Origin of the sequence: Flavobacterium hankyongi, from assembly GCF_036840915.1 — a bacterium.
Taxonomy (GTDB): Bacteria; Bacteroidota; Bacteroidia; order Flavobacteriales; family Flavobacteriaceae; genus Flavobacterium; species Flavobacterium hankyongi.
Window position 1 is genome coordinate 1,164,677 of record NZ_CP085725.1, and the last position, 18,096, is coordinate 1,182,772.

Here is an 18,096-nt window from a genome sequence, read left to right on the forward strand (position 1 = left end):
TAAAAATTCAAGATTATGAAAAACAGGATTATTAGGGCATTTGCTGGCTCATTCATACTGATAAGCTTAGTATTAGCACATTATATAGACTCAAACTGGTATTGGTTTACCGCTTTTGTTGGGGCAAATTTATTACAATCGTCTATAACAAAATGGTGTCTGCTAGAAACTATTTTAACAAAAATGGGAGTAGAAGACTAACCTTTATCTTCATTAAACTTCTTTAAAATTGCTTTAAGTTGGGCCTTTCGCTCAACTTTTTGCTTTTTAACCTTTGCTTCGGCTTTATGTAGTTTATCGTTGTGTTTTTTAATATTTTTCTGGTTCTTTCTACTCATAAAAATTTTCTTTTAATTTCTTCAAGTGGCATTTCGGTATAAATTAAATCATCAATTATCTTTTCCCGTAATTGCTCAATATCCTCATCAAAATATTTAGCCCAATTACTCAATTCTAAAATATTTCTAGCATTTTTTAATCTTTTTTGGGTTTCTTTGGAGGTTCTTAAAACAGCTCTATTGTCATAATCAGGATTTTGTTTATGTTGATATAAAATTTCATTAACCGATTTATTCCAATCTAGATAATACAACTGTTCATAATCATTATCTGAATAAAAACTATCCCAAGTTGCAAATCCAACTTTTAATTTTGTAGTCGAAATTCCTTTATCAATTAAGCGCCATTTACTATTTGCTAATCTTCCCCAATGATTAGAGAGTCTATACATTCCTTTTTCGGTGTAAAAATATTTACTCCCCGATTCACTCTGAAAATCAGTAATTAATCCATCAATACAACTTGAGTCAACTTCATCAAAAACACAAAACGTATTTTTAAGTGAATTTGGATTAGGTCTAAAACTATTTTTCATTGAGACAAATTGGATATTAACAACAAAATAACACATTTTAGAAACAAAGAGTTCTAAAATTTTAGATAAATACTCTATTTTTGCTTCAAATTTTTTAAAAACTACAAATGAAAAAATTAGCTTTATTAGCTCTTACAGGAATTTTATTTTCTTGTAATAGTAATGGTTACAAAATTTCTGGGGAAATAAAAGGATTAGCAGATGGAACAAAAGTTTTTCTAGAAAAAAGAGACTTGATTACAGGAATTACTCCTGTTGATACAGTAAAAATTGAAAAAGGAAAATTCACATTTGAAGGAGAAACAAAAGAGCCAGCAATACATGGTATACGTTTTGAAAATATTAATGGAGGTTTTGCAATAGTTGTTGAAAATGGTAATATTGATGCAATAATAAACAAAGACAGTTTAGGGAAAGCTAAAATATCAGGTACTTACAATAACGAGGAGTTAATGAAGTATAACGCTGAGATGGATAAAATTCAAAAAAAGTTGAATGACTTTCAAGGAAAAAATATGGCTACCATGCAAGCAGCTCAGCAAAAAAAGGATACTGTAACCATTAAAAGACTTCAAAAAGAATATATCAATTTAACTAAGGAGTTTACTGTTAAAAATGAAGAATACATTCAAAAGAACCCAAAATCTTTTCTTTCTGTAGTATTAATTGAAGGAATGTTAAATCAACAAGACCCTCAAGTAGAAAAAGTAAAGAAGTATTATGATTCATTAGCAGATGAGGTGAAAATGACTTCTCCTGGTAAAAAAATTAAAGAAAAACTGGATAAATTAAAAACTGTAGAAGTTGGTCAAAAAGCTCCAGATTTTTCTGGTCCAACTCCAGATGGAAAATCTATTTCATTAAAACAATCATTAGGAAAAGTAACAATTGTTGATTTTTGGGCTTCTTGGTGTACTCCTTGCAGAAAAGAAAACCCTAATGTTGTTGCATTATACAATGAATTTCATTCTAAAGGATTAAATATTATTGGTGTTTCTTTAGACAGAGAAGGTGAATCTGCAAAATGGAAAGAAGCAATTGCAAAGGATAAACTTATATGGAACCATGTCTCAAACCTTAAATTTTGGGATGAACCTATTGCAAAACAATACAACATACAAAGTATACCAGCAACTTTTATTTTAGACAAAAATGGAATTATCGTTGCAAAAAACCTTAGTGGAGCTGAATTAAGAGCAAAAATTACTGAGTTATTAGCTAAATAATCCTTCTAAAACATACTTTTAAAAGCCTCAACAAATATTGAGGCTTTTTTATTTTGCTTATATACAAATACTTACAAAAAAGTCAAAAATAAAGTGTATTTTTTGTTTGCAAACCAAAAAAACAATTCTATATTTGCAACCGCTTTGAGAGCGATCTATTAGAAATAGTTGGGGAGATACTCAAGCGGCCAACGAGGACGGACTGTAAATCCGTTGGGAAACCTTCGCAGGTTCGAATCCTGCTCTCCCCACAAACAAAAAAACAAATGGAATCAAAACCCAGTAAATCTTATGATTTACTGGGTTTTTTCGTTTTTGGTACTTTCAAAATATTCATTCAATCTTAAATCTTAAGGGATAAAATCGAGACCCTGAAAAAAACTCAAATTTAGGGTCTCGCTAAATTCACTTAAGCCTTGCAAACACTGTACTATCAGCCTGTTCACTATTCGGTTCAAATGATGTACATCTTGTTTGTTATTACTCAGAAATTTAAATTGAATAATAATTAAAAGGTTACCGTTATGAAAACAAAAATCACTCTGCATTTTTATGCTAAAAGCACAAAAGTGAATGCTAACGGCAAATTACCAATTTATGTTCGACTGACTGTAAATGGCCAACGACTTGAATTTAGTTCTAAAAAATTCATAGAAAAAACCAAATGGTCCTCTGAGCTAGCTAAAATGAAAGGCAATACAGAAGAAGCCCGATCAATTAATAGTTACCTTGATATGATGAGATCTAAGGTTCTGAGTGCAGAAATGGAATTACTACATAAAGAAGAGGAATTATCCATTGAAAATTTCCAATCGATATTGCTTGAAAAAAATAAGAATCACAGAATGTTGATACCGGTTTTCCAAGATCATAATAATAAAATGAAAGAGCTTATAGGAAAAAAATATGCTCCAGGAACATTGCAGCGTTTTGAGGTTACTTTAAATCATATCCAAAACTTTCTGCAATGGAAATACAATGTTACTGATATCCGAATTGACAAGGTAGACCATTGCTTTATTACCGAACTTGAATTCTATCTAAGAAGCGTGAAAAATTGCAGTAATAATACATCAGTAAAGTATGTCCGTAATTTCAGAAAAATTATAAAGATTTGTTTAAACAATGATTGGCTAGAAAAGAATCCATTCAGCAAATACGAGGGAAAGGTTATTGAGGTCGATAAAGAATTCCTAACTGAAGAAGAAATACAAAAAATCTACACTAAAAAATTTATCAATGCGCGTCTGGAATTAGTCAAGGATATATTCATTTTTTGCTGCTTTACAGGTTTGGCCTACATTGATGTGCAACAATTACGAAAAGACCATTTAGGAATTGGTATCGATGGTAATAAATGGATATTCAAAAACAGACAGAAAACGGATACCAGATCTAAAATCCCTCTACTCCCTATTGCCGAAGAATTAATACAGAAGTATTCAGACCATCCGAAATGCATTAATGAGGATAGAATTCTACCAGTATTAAGCAATCAGAAGATGAATAGCTATCTAAAAGAAATTGGAGACGTATGCGGTATTCAAAAAGAAATAACCTTCCATATGGCCAGACACTCCTTTGCAACGTCTGTAACGCTCACTAATGGCGTTCCCATTGAGAGCGTAAGTAAAATGCTAGGACATAAAAGTCTAAGAACAACCCAACACTATGCAAAGATTGTAGATAAGCGAGTAAGTGATGACATGGCTATACTAAAGCAAAAACTATCAATACAAAATCTTCAAACGAAACAAGCATAATTATTATTCTAGGCGATTTATTGCAAGTTTATCGCCTAGAATATCCTTTTTAATTATTCTTTAACCTAAAATATGCGGTTCAATATCTTCATATTTTAAGCCTGTATATTGGCAGAATTCTTCTATACTCACAAAATTGTCTTTGGACTTATTTAAGCCCTCCTTTATCTTTTGAAGAAGTCTTGTGCTTTGGCGGTAACTTTTTCCAGTAATACGTTGTATGTCCTTTGGGTAGATGCATACTCTTTTTGGCTCTGATTTCATACTTTATCTATGCTTTTGATATGGCTTTACTATACTTGATTTATTGTCTTGAAACGCTAAAATAGATAATTATTAGAGTCGTTTTTGATGGTCACTTATGTTTCATGTGGACATTTATATCATTTGATGTCATTTGGTTTAATATGATTATTTAAAGCATTAAATTAATTATAATATTTGCTTTCGAATCCTTCAGGAATTGTTGCAACAAGATGAAGATTTATGAATTTGAAAACGAATTATTAATCTAATCTATTTGAAATATTATGGCTAGACAGAAAGGCATAATTAAACTAAAAGGTACTATCGGGGATATTACTTTTTATAAAACACAAGACGGGCATTTGGCTCGTGAAAAAGGCGGAATCGATGCAAGCAGAATTGCGAGTGATCCAGCCTTTCAGAGAACAAGGGAAAACGGTTCTGAGTTTGGAAGAGCCGGAAAAGCCGGTAAGGTTTTGAGAACATCGTTAAGAGGTTTGCTTTTAAATTCTGCCGATGGTAGAATGGTAAGCCGATTGACACAGCGAATGGTTAAAGTTATTCAGGCTGACACAACCAGCGAGCGTGGTTTGCGAAATGTTATTGATGGTGAAGCAGAATTGTTAACGGGTTTTGAGTTTAACATTAGAGGTAAATTGGGAACAAGTTTGTTTGCTCCATTTGTAGCAACTATTGATCGGGTAACGGGTACTATTAAAGTTGATTTGGCTTCATTCATTCCGTCTAATATGATTGCTGCTCCAACCGGAACAACACACTTTAAAATTATTTCTGCGGGTACTGAAATTGATTTTGAAGCAGAAACTTTTATTGAAGCTCATTCCGAAACGGCTATTTTGCCTTGGGATACTACCGCAACTGCCGTTATCAGTCAAACGAATGTGATAACTGCGAATAGTACGCATCCTTTGTTTTTAGCACTAGGAATTGAGTTCTATCAGCAGGTAAATGGCCAGATGTATCCTTTGAAAAATGGAGCTTTTAACCCATTGGCTTTGGTTTCTGTAAGCGGATTGTAATAGTGTCTAATCTTAAAATAGAGAATTTATGAATGTAGTTGAAAGAGCTAAGGCTCCAACACCAAAGTTTTTCAGAGTTTTGAGAACAGTAGGTTTAGCATTATTGGCGGTTGGTGGTAGTATTGCTGCTGCTCCTGTGGCACTACCCGCAGTTATTGTAACTGTTGCCGGTTATGCCGCAGTCGCTGGAACTGTTTTATCTGCTGTAAGCCAGGTTACGGTTGATGATGATGCAAAGCGCGAGCATGAAATTGTGAAACGCCTGGAGGAAGAAAATAAATACTTACCTCGTGATGGAATCAAATAATACAATCCATGTGGGAACGGCAGCCGGAACAGTTTTAAGTATTGTGCCTAATATCAGTTCCGAAGATGTTTTAAAAACGATTGTTTTGGCAATTGTCGGAGCAATCGTAAGTTTTACAGTCTCTCTACTCTTAAAGAGGCTGACAAAATCCAAAAATAAATAGTCCGGTTTTGATTGGTAACCTTTTCCGGATAATTAGAAAGCCTAATCTTGTGACGATTAGGCTTTTTTTATGTTATCCTTCCTGAAATTGATTTAAAGTTACTTCTTCAATTACTACCTCAGCATCTGAAGTATACAATCCGTTATATTTTGCAATATCGACAGCTTTGTTTCTGCTGTCGAATATTCCAAAATAAATTCTCGATGATTTGGTTTTCCAAGCATCTGTTTGGTACAAAATAAATAGTGTCATAGGATGTTCTTGTTATGTTAATGGCTTTTACTTTATCTCTTGCAATACCTGTACAGGATAGTTCTACGCAAATCGTTAATAAGATTGATATTCTCTTGAAATTGCTTTTCTTTTGATTCCAAAAGGCGTAATGCCTGAATGTTTTTTTTGTGTTGCTCGTAGTCATCATACATTTCTGTTACTCTTGGAAACAACTCTTTTTTAAATTCCTGCAATCGTATAAAAGGTATAACCGAACCTATTAAAAACTGATGCCAAAATTTTGACTTCCATAAACTGAAAGTTACCCAGTAAATATTTTCGCAATCTTCTTCGTTTTGAAAAATAAGTACGAAACTGTTTGTAAATGGCTCTTTTTGCGGTTTACCGCTGTTAAGTCCTTTGTTTAGGACAAATAAATGTGGTTTACCGTAAATAGTGTCCTTTCTGTGGGTTTTAACGATGTAATTTGTCATGGCTTCGGATTTTAGTTTAATGCTCGTTTCCTTCCTTTCACAACAATTTTTTCAAAAGAAAAAAGAGTAAAAAAGAAAGCCATACAACACTGTGGAGGGGTTCAGAAAAGCAAGTTTTTCTGGAAAAATACTACCCGAATGGGTGGAGATTTTTACAGAAACCCGTAGGGCTTGAACTTGCTTTTTTGAAGACCGGAACTAATCTTTGCCTTCTTTTTTTCTCTTTTTTGTTTTGATATCCGAATTGTTTCTTCTGAAATCCTGTTCTTCATGAATTGAGAGCTAATCGTCTTGAAAGGGTTTGAAATTTTTGGGCAGTTTGAATAAAAGAAACTTGTCAGTAAAAGCATAGTGCGTTTCAAAATGAACTAAAATTTCAAACTCTTTCTTGGATTTGTTTTTTGGGGATGCCTGCACAGGGTTAAGAAAGCAGTTAGTACTGTTAAGTGAGAGTTGATGCTATGAAAACGGAAAGCATCTTCAAAAAACAATGAAAACACTACGTAGTGCGGTGGCAGTAGCGGAAGTAAGGGTATTGTTTTTTTATTTGTGAACCACCTTACTTGTGATTGCTTTTGTGCCGGCTTGATGCCTTGACTGGTGAATAGTGAACTATGGGAAGTGAATAGTTAATTGGTGTTATGAATTGTTTTGGCATTAAGACGGCGGGGAAGCAATTAAGACAATGCTACTGACAAATGAAAAAACAATACTCTTGCGGGCAAATTTTGGCTTTGTGGGTGCTGCTTACTTGAGTGGACAGTCACAGTCACAGTTTACAAGTGAGTTGTGTTATGGAAATGCTACAGCACTTACAAAGACAATGCAAGTACTACCGATGTAAACGCAACGAATGTAAAAACAGGGAAGACATACTTTCTTTAAAGTACAGAAAACCGAATGGTTTCTTATGAAAAACAGGACGTTCTTAATGGTGGTGGCGAAGGGCGGTGTTTTTGGTAGCTGGGTGGTGCGATGGAAGCTGCCAAAAATGTTGCCCTGGAGCCACTACCCTGCGCGGCTGTTTTACATAATGACATCTTATAGTTCTTGGCTTTCCAAAAAAACAATAACTAGGTCTGACATGAACTATAAGACTGCATTATGTAACACAGCTTGGGGAAAAAAATTACTGGCGCAAGTTGCGAAGCATACGTGTTTTTGCATCAAAAACTGTGACAGTAATTTTTTTAAGGGATGGTAAATAATTCTATTGAACTACTTTACACAATCAATAAAGAAAGTACCATTTCTCTGAAGAAATTAACGAAATGAAGCAAACAAAGAACAGGCTTTAGGAATACTTGGACTAAAGACGGTTTTTGTGCAGCTGAATAAGGTAATGACTTTATAAAAAAAAGATGCTTACTTATTACAGCAAACATCATTTTCTTTTGAATTATAACTAACACTAAAATTTCGTCCTCTGAATCCGTACAGCATTAAGAATAGCCAATAAAGCAACACCTACATCTGCAAATACGGCTTCCCACATTGTAGCTAATCCTCCTGCTCCAAGAATAAGAACAACTGCCTTTACTGTGAATGCCAAACCAATATTTTGCCAAACTATTTTCTTGGTTTGCTTCCCAATAGCAATTGCCATTGGAATCTTGCTTGGTTTGTCATCCTGAATAACCACATCGGCGGTTTCTATGGTGGCATCGCTGCCTAAACCTCCCATTGCAATACCAACATTACTCAACGCCACCACAGGCGCATCGTTTACCCCATCACCCACAAAAGCAACGGTTTCGTTTTTAGCTTTGATTTCTTTTACCTTGTTTACCTTGTCTTCGGGAAGTAATTCGCCAAAGGCATTTGAAATACCAAGTTTTGAAGCAACAAATTGAACAACTGTGTTTTTATCACCACTTAACATTGTTGTTTTTACTCCCAACGCTTTTAGTTTGTCAATTGTGATTTGTGCGTCTTCTTTTATACTGTCGGCAATGGTGATGTAACCAACGAATTTAGAATCGTACGCAATCGCAATTAAAGTATAAACGATACTTGAAGGATCAATATCATAAGCAATAGAAAACTTGTCCATCAGTTTGAAATTACCAACCAATAATTCTTTTCCTTTAACAATGGCTTTCAATCCGTATCCTGATATTTCTTCCACATTTTGCAATTCAATTGAAGCATCGATAGTTCCAACGTATTGATGAATAGCTGTTGCAACGGGATGGGTACTTTGTCCTTCCAATGCATTGACCATTTTTAATATATCCTCTTTGTTAAATTCGGGTTTGATAACTACTTCCTGTACTTTAAAAACACCTTCGGTCATTGTACCGGTTTTATCCATTACGACATTTTGGACAGAAGCCATTACATCAAGAAAGTTACTTCCTTTGAACAGAATACCGTTTTTACTTGCTGCTCCGATTCCGCCGAAATAACCCAACGGAATACTGATAACCAAGGCGCATGGGCAAGAAATTACCAAGAAAACCAACGCTCTGTACAACCAATCGCTAAACACATAATTAGCCACAAACAGCATAGGTAAAACACAAATGGCTATGGCTAAAAACACTACAATCGGGGTGTAAATTTTGGCAAACTTTCTGATAAATAATTCGGTTGGTGCTTTTTGAGCAGTAGCATTCTGAACCAATTCTAAGATTTTACTCAACTTACTATCGGTATAAGCTGTAGTTACTTTTATCTGAGAAACGGTATTCAAATTAATCATTCCGGCTAAAACAGTTTCGCCTTTACTTTTGGTATCGGGTTTACTTTCTCCTGTGAGTGCTGCTGTATTGAATGATGCTATTTCCGAAAGTAATTCGCCATCCAAACCTAATTTTTCTCCTGGTTTTAATTGTATAATATCTCCAATTTTGGCTGTTTCAGCTTTGATGGTTTTAGCAACATTATTTTCTAACACGGTTACTTCATCAGGGCGTTGGTCAAGTAAGGATTTGATATTGGCTTTAGCTCTTTTAACTGCCATTGTTTGGAATATTTCGCCAATGGCATAAAAGAGCATTACCGCTACGCCCTCGGGAAATTCGCCAATGACAAATGCTCCAATAGTAGCTATACTCATCAATAAAAACTCTGAAAAGATTTCGCCTTTGCGCATACTCTCTACAGCTTCTTTTACTACAGGCAAACCCACAGGAATATATGCCACAATATACCATCCAATTCGTACCCAAACTGTGAACCAAGACGGTGTAAAATAATTATCAAAACCTATGGCAACCAATAATAAAACAAAACTTAATATTGCAGGCAAGAACATTTGAAAAGTAGATTTTTCCTCGTTTGAATGCTCGTGATTGTGTCCGTCATCGTTAGAATGTTCATGGTCATTGTGTGCTGCTGTGCAACAACCAGTTTCATTATCTGTTTTATGATGGATTTTTTCTTCTAAAGTGCAACAAAGCTGTTTGCCGTTTGCATCGTATTTATGGTTGTGGTTTGAATTTTTCATTGTTTTATTTTAAAATTGACAAGTCCTTCTGCTTAAAAATAGTGAAGATGTTGATTATTAAATATTAGTTGCTTCTTTCTTTCATCTTCCCATTTTTAAAGCGTTCGCTTGCAGCTTGATAATAAGATATAGTTACTTTTTTTAGTACTTCATTTTTGAGTTTTAATTCATTAGAAATGGTTTTATTTTCATGATTATACAGGAATTGTCGTGTGTTTTTATGGTCGTCAATTTGCGTAAAAATGTTGTTTTTAAGCAATCCTAAAGTTCTGTAATTTCCGATTAAAGCGCGCTCTTCTTCTGGTTTCATTATAAAAATATTTTTTCCGAAGGTGGCGTTTTCAAAATTCCAATCGAATAAGGAAAATAAAGTAGGCATCAAATCTATTTGTGAAGCTAATTTTCCCACTTCCATTTTTGTAGATTTGAAATTGAAAATTACGGCCGGAATGTGGTGTTTTTCGGTATTAATTTCCCATTTACCTGCACTACTTGCACAATGATCGGCTACAATAACGAAAACGGTATTGCTAAACCAAGATTTAGTTTTTGCATTTTTTATAAATTCTCCCAATGCATAATCGGTGTATTTTATAGCAGATTCTCGACTTCCTTCCTTCATCGAAATTTTATTCTCAGGAAAAGTGAATGGTTTATGATTTGAAGTAGTCATAATAAACTGAAAAAACGGCTGGTTGCTTTTAGTCTTTAAGTCAGCCATTTTCAGTGATTGATTATAAATATCTTCATCGCAAATTCCCCACGCATTTTCAAACGTAACATCCTTATCTTCAATATTAATTCTTTCGGTTTTAATATTTTCTGGTAGAGGATTCCCTCGGTTTCTATCAACAATGGTAAAACCTTGACCACCAAAAAAAGCGTTCATATTATCAAAATAACCATCGCCTCCGTATATGAATTTCAAATCATAATTTTTCTTTTTCAAAATTGTTGCAATAGAAAAAAGCTGGTCATTATTTGGTCTTCTTACAATACTATTACCCGGAGTTGGCGGAACACAAAGCATGAGCGCTTCCATTCCACGAACTGTTCTAGTTCCGGTTGCAAACATATTTGTGAAGAAAATACCATCACTTGCTAAATTTTCATAGCTAGTAGTAAGGTTTTGCTTATTCCCGAATTTTTGTAAAAATTCGGCACTAAAACTTTCAATAGAAATCAAAATAATATTGGGATTTTCGGTGCTTTTTCCTTCCCTTTTTCTTGTAATATTATCGAATTTTGTGTTGGTGAAATTTTCATTTTCTTGCAAAAGCTCTTTTTTTAAAAGAGTGTACACTTCTTTTTCTGGCAATGTGCTGTAAAATTGTTGGTAGTCTAATTCATTGGCTATTAAAGCTGAAAAAAACGAAAAAACACCGTTTTTAGTTAGCTCGTTTACATAAGTATTGGAACTAAATTCGGCTTGTTTGTTTTGTAACAACTTTAACATTCCCAAACTGGAAATGACAATTATTGCAGTGTAAATAAATCTTTCTCCAAATCTCATTTGATCAGAAAATGCATATTTGAAAATTCCTTTTTTTCTAAAAAAATAAAGAATAAGAAAAATACATACAGCTAAACCAAAGATTAACATTGGAATAGGATACGATTGATTTATGTTTTCCACTACTTCGTATGTGTAAATGAGGTAATCTACTGCAATAAAATTAAATTTTGTTTTGAATTCGTCCCAAAAAGGAAATTCAGCAGCAAAAGAAAATAATTCTATAAAAAGCATGATAGACATAAAAAAATAATTTAAGATTACATCTGCTTTACTTCCAATCCATTTTGATGGGAACACTAATAAATAAAACGAATAGAAAATCACGAAAAATAATGCGACGCAAAAATCGAACAAAAAACCTTTAAAAAAAACAATAAAAAGTTGGGGCAAATTTTCGGATAAATTTTCGGCAGAAAGTACCGCAAATGCGCATCTTACCAAAAACGCGATGATTATATATAATAGCAAGAATGCGAAAAGCAGTGCATACCTGTTTTTGACTTTTTTCTTCATAAAATTTTAGTTTTTATAATATTTACCATATCGTTCATTTTCCTTTTGATGGTTCACTTCTCCTATCATTTGATTGATATTATTTTCTATGGTATTACTAAGTGTAGTCATAGGTATATCGGTAGGTACATTTTCAAACGGGTCTTGCATTATTATAGCAGTTTTTTCAAATCCTATAAACATTAAAGGGATTAATGCGGTTAACAAAATTTCTGTAATAATATCTATATCACTTAGACCAAATGGCAATAGGGTTGTAAAAACATAAATTAAACAATGAATTAAATGGCTGTAATTTTTTGGGAAAACTGTATTTTTTATTCGTTCGCACTTACCCATAGCATCAGTCAATCTTGCTATTGTGGCATCTATTTGCACTTGCTGATTTACATTTAATGAATATTTTTCTGTGAGTAAATGCAAGTTTTCAGAATGTTTTTGCAGTAAAAGCAGTGGAATATTGTCGGCTTGAAAATTATTCGAAGTCAAATATTGCTCTACTTTTTTAGATGCTTTTTGTTTTCTCAACAATTCTGAAAGTGAAAAACACCAGATTATTTGTCTATCTGCATAATTTTTAATTTCTGATTTTCGCTCCTGGCTATTAGGTAGAAAGAGCATTATTTGTCTAATCAGTGTTCTGGAATCATTAACGATTTCGCCCCATACTTTTCTGGCTTCCCACCATCTATCATAAGATTGAGCAATTCGGAATGCTAATAATAATGATATCATTGTGGCTATAACTGTTGAAATTGTAATTGGAATATTTATTGAAACTCCAATAGAGCTATGATCAAAAAGGCTTGCTATAATTGCATATGAAATTATCAATGTAATTTGCCATTTGAGTCCTTTGAGAAAAAAAATTGTAGCTTTATAATTATTTTTTATCAGCATGTCGTTCATTATTTTGTTTCCAATTGTATTTGAAGAAAATATAATTATTAAAGATTTATTATTTAGTGTTACCAGCTTCTTTCATTGTTGTATGCAGATTAAATATCTCTTTATTGCACCAATTGAGTCCGTTTTTTTATCATCTACACCATTTACGTAAGTAATATTAAGTCACTATTGTGAAAAATTTAATAGTTTAAATTAGATATTATTTGGTTTATAATCTGCTTTATTTAAATGAACTTCTACGGTAGTATGATTTATTTTATAACTTGTATTTAATTCTTTTTTTATCTCAAAAATAGTGTCATTCATCTCTGCGATTGTATTTTGTGATTTCATAATAATATGAACACTTAACGCATTTACGCCAGAGGTTAGAGACCAAATATGCAAATCGTGAATTGAATCAACACCCGATTTTTGTGAAATGTATTTTTCAATTGCATAAAAATCTACATCTTTTGGAACACCTTCTAAAAGAATATCAACTGATTCTTTCAATAAACTAAATGTTCTTGGTAAAATAAATAAGCCAATTAATGCGCTTATAATTGGATCGATTAATAGCCATCCTGTTGCCAAAATAATAATCCCCGCAATAATGACCGCAATAGAACTTAACATATCACTTACAACCTCTAAAAAAGCTCCTTTAATATTGATGCTTTCCTTTGAACCAGCACTCAAAATTTTCATAGAAATTAAATTGATTATTAAACCAATTGAAGCAACTATAAGCATGGGAACTCCAGCTACTGCTGGTGGGTTTTCAAATCTTTGCCATGCTTCATACAATATATAGCCTGAAATAAATATAAGTACAATAGCATTTATCAAAGCAGAAAATATTTCGGTTCTTAAATAACCATAAGACTTTTTACTGTTTCGAGGTTTTGAAGCCATCCAAATTGCAAAAAGTGCTAGTCCTTGACCTGCAACATCTGTTAACATATGTGCAGCATCAGAAAGTAATGCTAAGCTATTGGTTATAAATCCTACAATTACTTCAATAACAAAGTAGGTTAGTGTTATGACAAATACAATCTTTATAGATTTGTTGTATTTATTGCCCGCTGATGTTATATTTAGTGTTGACATTTTTTTGTTTTAAATATTTAGTCATTCTTATTTTCTTCTCCATGTTTTCTAATCATTTTTTCTTTCCATTTTACATACCATTTTAGATGGTGTAATGAAAGTAAAAAGTACAATGCAATCGCACCTATTATTGCTATAATAAACATATTCAATCCTACAGCAACCCCAACGGCTGAAGTACACCATACTGTTGCAGCTGTTGTTAATCCGCTTGATGATCCTGTACTTGAATTGCGATAAATAATTCCTGCACCAAGAAAACCAACACCTGTTATAATATTTGCTATTACTCTTGAAGTATCTGCTGGATTATTTACCAAATGAGCTGTAATAGCAGTAAATAAGGTTGCTCCAATACAAACCGCAGAATACGTTCTTATTCCGGCATCACGACCATGTTTCTCTCTATCTAAACCAATAAACCCCCCTAATAAAAAAGAAATAATCAGTTTGGAGATGATAATTAATTCGGCATTAATATCCATAATTTCTATATTTTTTATTCGTTTTAATTTTTAAATGTGAATAGCTGTATTATTTGTTGCCATACATGCTTCTCTAAAAGCTTCTGTATAAGTAGGATGTGCATGACTTGTACGAATAATGTCTTCGCAAGATGCTCTAAATTCCATTGCAGACACCGCTTCGGCAATTAAATCAGCTGCTCTTGCTCCAATCATATGCACCCCTAAAATTTCATCGGTCATACTATTTGATAATACTTTTATCAAACCGTCAGTATCACCACTTGCAACAGCTCTGCCCAAGGCAACAAAAGGGAAACTTCCCACTTTGTATGCAATTCCTTTTTCTTTGAGTTGTTCTTCGGTCAGTCCTACAGATGCTACTTCTGGCCAAGTATAAACTACATTTGGAACAAGATCGTAATTGATATATGGCTTTTGTCCAGCGATAATTTCGGCAACCAATACACCTTCTTCTGATGCTTTGTGTGCTAACATTGCACCACGAACTACATCACCTATAGCATAAATATTTGGGATATTGGTTTGCATAGTCGCTTCATTTATTACAATTTTTCCTTTATCAAATTCAATACCAAGTCCTTCGGCATTTAATCCATCAGTATATGGTTTCCTACCTATGCAAACCAAACAATAATCGCCTTTTAACTCAACAGTTTGTCCGCTACTTTCTGCTATTACTATTACTTCATTACCTAAATTTTCTACTTTTGTAACTTTATGATTGAAATAGAAATTAGGGGCAAAATCTTTTTTCATTGTTCTTTGCAATTCTTTTCCCATTGTTTTGTCCATCGTAGAAATCATACTATCAGCAAACTCTACAAAGGTAATTTTAGAACCAATTCTTGCATAGACAGAACCTAATTCTGCTCCAATTACACCTGCTCCAATGATGATAAGGTTTTTTGGAATTTCGGATAAGCTCAATGCTTCAGTAGAAGTAATAATTCGTTTTTTATCTACTGGAATAAATGGTAAAACAGTTGGTTTAGAACCTGTTGCAATAATAATATTTTCAGCTGTTATGTTTTCTTCAGTGGCATCTGTTTTGGTTATTTTAATGGTATTTTTATCAACAAACGAACCTAAACCATTATAAACCGTAATTTTATTTTTTTTCATCAAATAATTGATACCATCATTTATTTTTTTGATAACTACATTTTTTCGAGTTATCATTTGGAAAATATCTACTTCGAGCGTTCCAGTTTTTATACCGTGTTCGGCAAAAGTGTGTTTGGCATTAAAAAAATGCTCCGAACTATCTAATAAAGATTTTGAAGGAATACAACCGACATTAAGGCAAGTACCGCCAAGTGTGCTATATTTTTCGATTATGGCAACAGTTTGCCCTAATTGTGCGGCTCTTATTGCGGCAACATATCCGCCAGGTCCTGAACCTATAATTGCTAAATTGTATTGCATAGTTGTATTTTTAATAAAAATTATTTTATTTGAAAACTATTTTTTATTTAGTCATAGTTCGTCTGCATTAACTTCATTTATAATCCATTCTTTAGCTTTTTCTTTTTCTGATAATTCAAAATATCTAAGATTTGCCATTGTGAATGGTTTCATTATTGAAATCATACACTTTTTCCATTTTTTATCACCTACAATAGCAATTAATTCTATATCGTTAGAATGAGTGAATTTAATATTACCATAATTAATTTCAATTTCACCATCTTCCCAAAAACCAATCGAATTTGAACTAGAACTATCATCCATTTCAAAATACCATCGCACCTTTTTACCTGTACTCATAATATTATGAATAAACGGATGAATTTTTTCATAATCTTTAATACCTAATAAGTCATTTGCTCTTGTAGCTATAATATTCCCTCCAGTAAAATCTAAAAGTTGTAACATATTTTTGATATTTTAAAATTTAAAACAAAAGTCAATAGCAATTATCACTAATGAATTTACAAAATGTAAAAGATTTTTTTTGAAAAAGTATTTATCTCCAGTTAATTTTTTTTAAATTAGACTCACTATTGTCATAAGACTTAAATTATCTGTAAGATTTTAAACAAACCTGTAATTCCACCTATTAAAATGGAATTACAGGTGTTCAGAATATATAAAATCATTTTACTTATGTAATTTGTCTGTGACTATATTGCATTAAACTTTGCAACATCCATCAAGATTATCATACGCCTTAGGGTCGGCTTTTACATCATCCGCATCATAACCCAATTTGCTGATTGCCTTTTTAATAGTAGTCAAATCTGTTTTCTTGGCATTGTAATAGACTGTAATCGTCATTTTTTTTTCATCCAATTCATACATTTTTACACCAGTAATTTTCAACATATGGTCTTTGAATTTTAAGCCACAGGTTTCACATTCTTTGCAATGGTCGCAAGTGATATTGGTTTTGATTACTGCCTTCTGATTAGTTTTTTGTTGGGCTACTGCTACATTTGAAATGAAGAATATTGCCACTAAAAACATCATTGATTTTAAAATTGAGTTTTTCATTTTTATAGTATTTAATTATCGTTTTGATATTAATGTTCGTGTTCTCCTCCGCCTTTTGAGGTGGCTAATAAATAGAAAGCACCTTTGATAACAATTTTTGCATTATTTGGAATTTCTTCAACTAACTTTACTTCCGTATAACCCAAATCGGTTGTTCCAGGTACTACTTCAATGGCTTTAAAGTGAATTTCTTTGTGTTCTTCTTCTTCGCCTTCCGCATGCTCTGAATGTGCTTCGCCTTCTTCATGTTTATGCTCTTCTGCTTTAACTTTTGGTACTTCTTCGTGGTGTTCTTCCTGTATATAAATATAATATTTGTCTCCATTTCTAACAATAGCATCTTTAGGAAGTGCCTGAACTGTTTGATTTGTGATGTTAATATTAGCTGCAACATACATTCCCGAAATTAAATTTTTGGCATCGCTTGGATTGATTTTAGCATGAACCGCCACCGTTTTACTTTCGTTTGAAAATGATTTATTGATGCCAAATATTTTTCCTTTAATGGATTTATTCGATTGATTGGTTAATACAAAATCTACTTCCTGACCTACTGAAATTTTACCCAAATCTTTTTCAAAAACATTCAAATCCAAGTGCATTTGGCTGTTATCGACCACTTCAAAAAGTGTTACTCCCGTTTCTGCAAATGCTCCTTTAGTTATGCTAATTTTACCTACATAACCACTTATGGGGGAAACAATAGGGATTAACGAACTATTTCCACTTAAACTGACATTCAATGCCTGCAACTTGTTTTTTGCGGCTTGTGCTCTAGCTTTTTCAACTGCTAACTTCGATTTTATTTCTTGAAAAACTTTGCGTGGATTTACATTTTCATCACTCAATGTTTTTTGACGGTTAAACTCCAACTGTAAGTATTCAATGTTAGCAACCGCCGAATTGTATTCTTCCTGCATTTCCGTAACTTCAAGGTTTTGAATAGTTGCCAGCGTTTTCCCTTTAGCGACATAAGTACCTTCCAATACATAAATATCTTTGACAACACCACCAATTAAAGTAGATACATTTGCCATGTTTTGCGGTGGAACAGCTGTATAACCATTGGCTTTTATAACCGTGTTTAGGTTTTTCATTTCTATACTTCCTGTTACTATACCAATAGTTTTAAATTGTGCTTCGGTCAATGCAACTTCGGTTTCCGATTTTTCTTCTTCGTGGGTTTCTTCTGCTTTCTTGTCTCCACAAGAATTTAGAGTAAAAAGAATAGAAAATAGAATAAAGAGGTTGAAAATAGAACCAAAATTATAATGAGATTTTAAAAATATATTTTTCATAAAATAGAAT

The 18,096-nt window shown here is 32.9% G+C and carries 18 protein-coding genes and 1 tRNA gene; 6 read left to right on the forward strand and 13 right to left on the reverse strand.

What is annotated here, in order from left to right; all coding sequences use genetic code 11:
* Positions 1-15 precede the first annotated feature (15 nt).
* Positions 16-201 (forward strand): YgaP family membrane protein, encoded by a 186-nt coding sequence (locus LJY17_RS05400; protein ID WP_264542829.1) that lies wholly within the window; start codon positions 16-18, stop codon positions 199-201.
* Here the strand turns inward: LJY17_RS05400 and LJY17_RS05405 are convergent.
* Complete coding sequence (locus LJY17_RS05405; RefSeq protein WP_264542830.1) at positions 198-338, reverse strand: hypothetical protein; 141 nt, start codon at positions 336-338, stop codon at positions 198-200. The two genes, LJY17_RS05400 and LJY17_RS05405, sit on opposite strands and share 4 nt — an antisense overlap.
* The gene (locus LJY17_RS05410; protein WP_264542831.1) at positions 335-874 is read right to left on the reverse strand and encodes a hypothetical protein; all 540 of its coding nucleotides are present in this window, start codon (positions 872-874) and stop codon (positions 335-337) included. Before LJY17_RS05410 ends, LJY17_RS05405 begins: the two co-directional genes overlap by 4 nt.
* Positions 875-981: 107 nt before the next feature.
* Here LJY17_RS05410 and LJY17_RS05415 point away from each other — a divergent pair, with 107 nt between their 5' ends.
* From LJY17_RS05415 to LJY17_RS05435, 5 genes are all read left to right on the forward strand, one after another.
* Complete coding sequence (locus tag LJY17_RS05415) at positions 982-2,100, forward strand: TlpA disulfide reductase family protein (RefSeq protein WP_264542832.1); 1,119 nt, start codon at positions 982-984, stop codon at positions 2,098-2,100.
* 170 nt (positions 2,101-2,270) lie between these two features.
* Positions 2,271-2,351: transfer RNA gene (locus LJY17_RS05420), tRNA-Tyr, on the forward strand.
* Positions 2,352-2,624: 273 nt separating this feature from the next.
* Positions 2,625-3,863 (forward strand): site-specific integrase, encoded by a 1,239-nt coding sequence (locus LJY17_RS05425; protein ID WP_264542833.1) that lies wholly within the window; start codon positions 2,625-2,627, stop codon positions 3,861-3,863.
* A gap of 530 nt (positions 3,864-4,393) precedes the next feature.
* On the forward strand, positions 4,394-5,149 hold the full coding sequence (locus LJY17_RS05430) for a hypothetical protein (protein WP_264542835.1): 756 nt from the start codon (positions 4,394-4,396) through the stop codon (positions 5,147-5,149).
* 28 nt (positions 5,150-5,177) lie between these two features.
* A complete protein-coding gene (locus LJY17_RS05435; RefSeq protein WP_264542836.1) occupies positions 5,178-5,456 on the forward strand; it encodes a hypothetical protein in 279 nt (92 codons plus the stop codon).
* Between the two features lie 235 nt (positions 5,457-5,691).
* Here the strand turns inward: LJY17_RS05435 and LJY17_RS05440 are convergent, their stop codons facing one another.
* From LJY17_RS05440 to LJY17_RS05490, 11 genes are all read right to left on the reverse strand, one after another.
* Positions 5,692-5,871 carry a hypothetical protein gene (locus LJY17_RS05440; protein WP_264542837.1) on the reverse strand — a complete coding sequence of 60 codons (180 nt, stop codon included), beginning with the start codon at positions 5,869-5,871 and terminating at the stop codon, positions 5,692-5,694.
* Between the two features lie 32 nt (positions 5,872-5,903).
* Positions 5,904-6,326, reverse strand: coding sequence for a DUF6943 family protein (locus LJY17_RS05445; protein WP_264542838.1), 423 nt, complete (start codon positions 6,324-6,326; stop codon positions 5,904-5,906).
* Positions 6,327-7,737: 1,411 nt separating this feature from the next.
* Positions 7,738-9,777, reverse strand: coding sequence for a heavy metal translocating P-type ATPase (locus LJY17_RS05450; RefSeq protein ID WP_264542839.1), 2,040 nt, complete (start codon positions 9,775-9,777; stop codon positions 7,738-7,740).
* 64 nt (positions 9,778-9,841) lie between these two features.
* Positions 9,842-11,533: an LTA synthase family protein gene (locus tag LJY17_RS05455; RefSeq protein ID WP_264542840.1), complete on the reverse strand. Its 1,692-nt coding sequence runs from the start codon at positions 11,531-11,533 to the stop codon at positions 9,842-9,844.
* A 279-nt stretch (positions 11,534-11,812) separates the two neighbouring features.
* The gene (locus LJY17_RS05460) at positions 11,813-12,706 is read right to left on the reverse strand and encodes a bestrophin family protein (RefSeq protein ID WP_264542841.1); all 894 of its coding nucleotides are present in this window, start codon (positions 12,704-12,706) and stop codon (positions 11,813-11,815) included.
* A gap of 201 nt (positions 12,707-12,907) precedes the next feature.
* A complete protein-coding gene (locus LJY17_RS05465) occupies positions 12,908-13,807 on the reverse strand; it encodes a cation diffusion facilitator family transporter (RefSeq protein WP_264542842.1) in 900 nt (299 codons plus the stop codon).
* 17 nt (positions 13,808-13,824) lie between these two features.
* On the reverse strand, positions 13,825-14,292 hold the full coding sequence (locus tag LJY17_RS05470; protein ID WP_264542843.1) for an MgtC/SapB family protein: 468 nt from the start codon (positions 14,290-14,292) through the stop codon (positions 13,825-13,827).
* Positions 14,293-14,322: 30 nt separating this feature from the next.
* Complete coding sequence (gene lpdA, locus LJY17_RS05475; RefSeq protein ID WP_264542844.1) at positions 14,323-15,720, reverse strand: dihydrolipoyl dehydrogenase; 1,398 nt, start codon at positions 15,718-15,720, stop codon at positions 14,323-14,325.
* Between the two features lie 51 nt (positions 15,721-15,771).
* Positions 15,772-16,170 (reverse strand): STAS/SEC14 domain-containing protein, encoded by a 399-nt coding sequence (locus LJY17_RS05480; RefSeq protein ID WP_264542845.1) that lies wholly within the window; start codon positions 16,168-16,170, stop codon positions 15,772-15,774.
* A gap of 258 nt (positions 16,171-16,428) precedes the next feature.
* Entirely contained in the window at positions 16,429-16,788 is a 360-nt protein-coding gene (locus LJY17_RS05485) for a heavy-metal-associated domain-containing protein (RefSeq protein ID WP_264542846.1), read from the reverse strand.
* A gap of 29 nt (positions 16,789-16,817) precedes the next feature.
* On the reverse strand, positions 16,818-18,086 hold the full coding sequence (locus LJY17_RS05490; protein WP_264542847.1) for an efflux RND transporter periplasmic adaptor subunit: 1,269 nt from the start codon (positions 18,084-18,086) through the stop codon (positions 16,818-16,820).
* Between the last annotated feature and the right edge of the window lie 10 nt (positions 18,087-18,096).

Bases quoted from the DNA above. Each gene is read 5' to 3' on its own strand.
- LJY17_RS05465 (WP_264542842.1), bottom strand. From the start codon at position 13,807: ATGTCAACACTAAATATAACATCAGCGGGCAATAAATACAACAAATCT.
- LJY17_RS05480 (WP_264542845.1), bottom strand. From the start codon at position 16,170: ATGTTACAACTTTTAGATTTTACTGGAGGGAATATTATAGCTACAAGA.
- LJY17_RS05470 (WP_264542843.1), bottom strand. From the start codon at position 14,292: ATGGATATTAATGCCGAATTAATTATCATCTCCAAACTGATTATTTCT.
- LJY17_RS05415 (WP_264542832.1), top strand. From the start codon at position 982: ATGAAAAAATTAGCTTTATTAGCTCTTACAGGAATTTTATTTTCTTGT.
- lpdA (WP_264542844.1), bottom strand. From the start codon at position 15,720: ATGCAATACAATTTAGCAATTATAGGTTCAGGACCTGGCGGATATGTT.
- LJY17_RS05405 (WP_264542830.1), bottom strand. From the start codon at position 338: ATGAGTAGAAAGAACCAGAAAAATATTAAAAAACACAACGATAAACTA.
- LJY17_RS05460 (WP_264542841.1), bottom strand. From the start codon at position 12,706: ATGCTGATAAAAAATAATTATAAAGCTACAATTTTTTTTCTCAAAGGA.
- LJY17_RS05445 (WP_264542838.1), bottom strand. From the start codon at position 6,326: ATGACAAATTACATCGTTAAAACCCACAGAAAGGACACTATTTACGGT.
- LJY17_RS05440 (WP_264542837.1), bottom strand. From the start codon at position 5,871: ATGACACTATTTATTTTGTACCAAACAGATGCTTGGAAAACCAAATCA.
- LJY17_RS05455 (WP_264542840.1), bottom strand. From the start codon at position 11,533: ATGTCTATCATGCTTTTTATAGAATTATTTTCTTTTGCTGCTGAATTT.
- LJY17_RS05430 (WP_264542835.1), top strand. From the start codon at position 4,394: ATGGCTAGACAGAAAGGCATAATTAAACTAAAAGGTACTATCGGGGAT.
- LJY17_RS05490 (WP_264542847.1), bottom strand. From the start codon at position 18,086: ATGAAAAATATATTTTTAAAATCTCATTATAATTTTGGTTCTATTTTC.
- LJY17_RS05425 (WP_264542833.1), top strand. From the start codon at position 2,625: ATGAAAACAAAAATCACTCTGCATTTTTATGCTAAAAGCACAAAAGTG.
- LJY17_RS05410 (WP_264542831.1), bottom strand. From the start codon at position 874: ATGAAAAATAGTTTTAGACCTAATCCAAATTCACTTAAAAATACGTTT.
- LJY17_RS05485 (WP_264542846.1), bottom strand. From the start codon at position 16,788: ATGAAAAACTCAATTTTAAAATCAATGATGTTTTTAGTGGCAATATTC.
- LJY17_RS05435 (WP_264542836.1), top strand. From the start codon at position 5,178: ATGAATGTAGTTGAAAGAGCTAAGGCTCCAACACCAAAGTTTTTCAGA.
- LJY17_RS05450 (WP_264542839.1), bottom strand. From the start codon at position 9,777: ATGAAAAATTCAAACCACAACCATAAATACGATGCAAACGGCAAACAG.
- LJY17_RS05400 (WP_264542829.1), top strand. From the start codon at position 16: ATGAAAAACAGGATTATTAGGGCATTTGCTGGCTCATTCATACTGATA.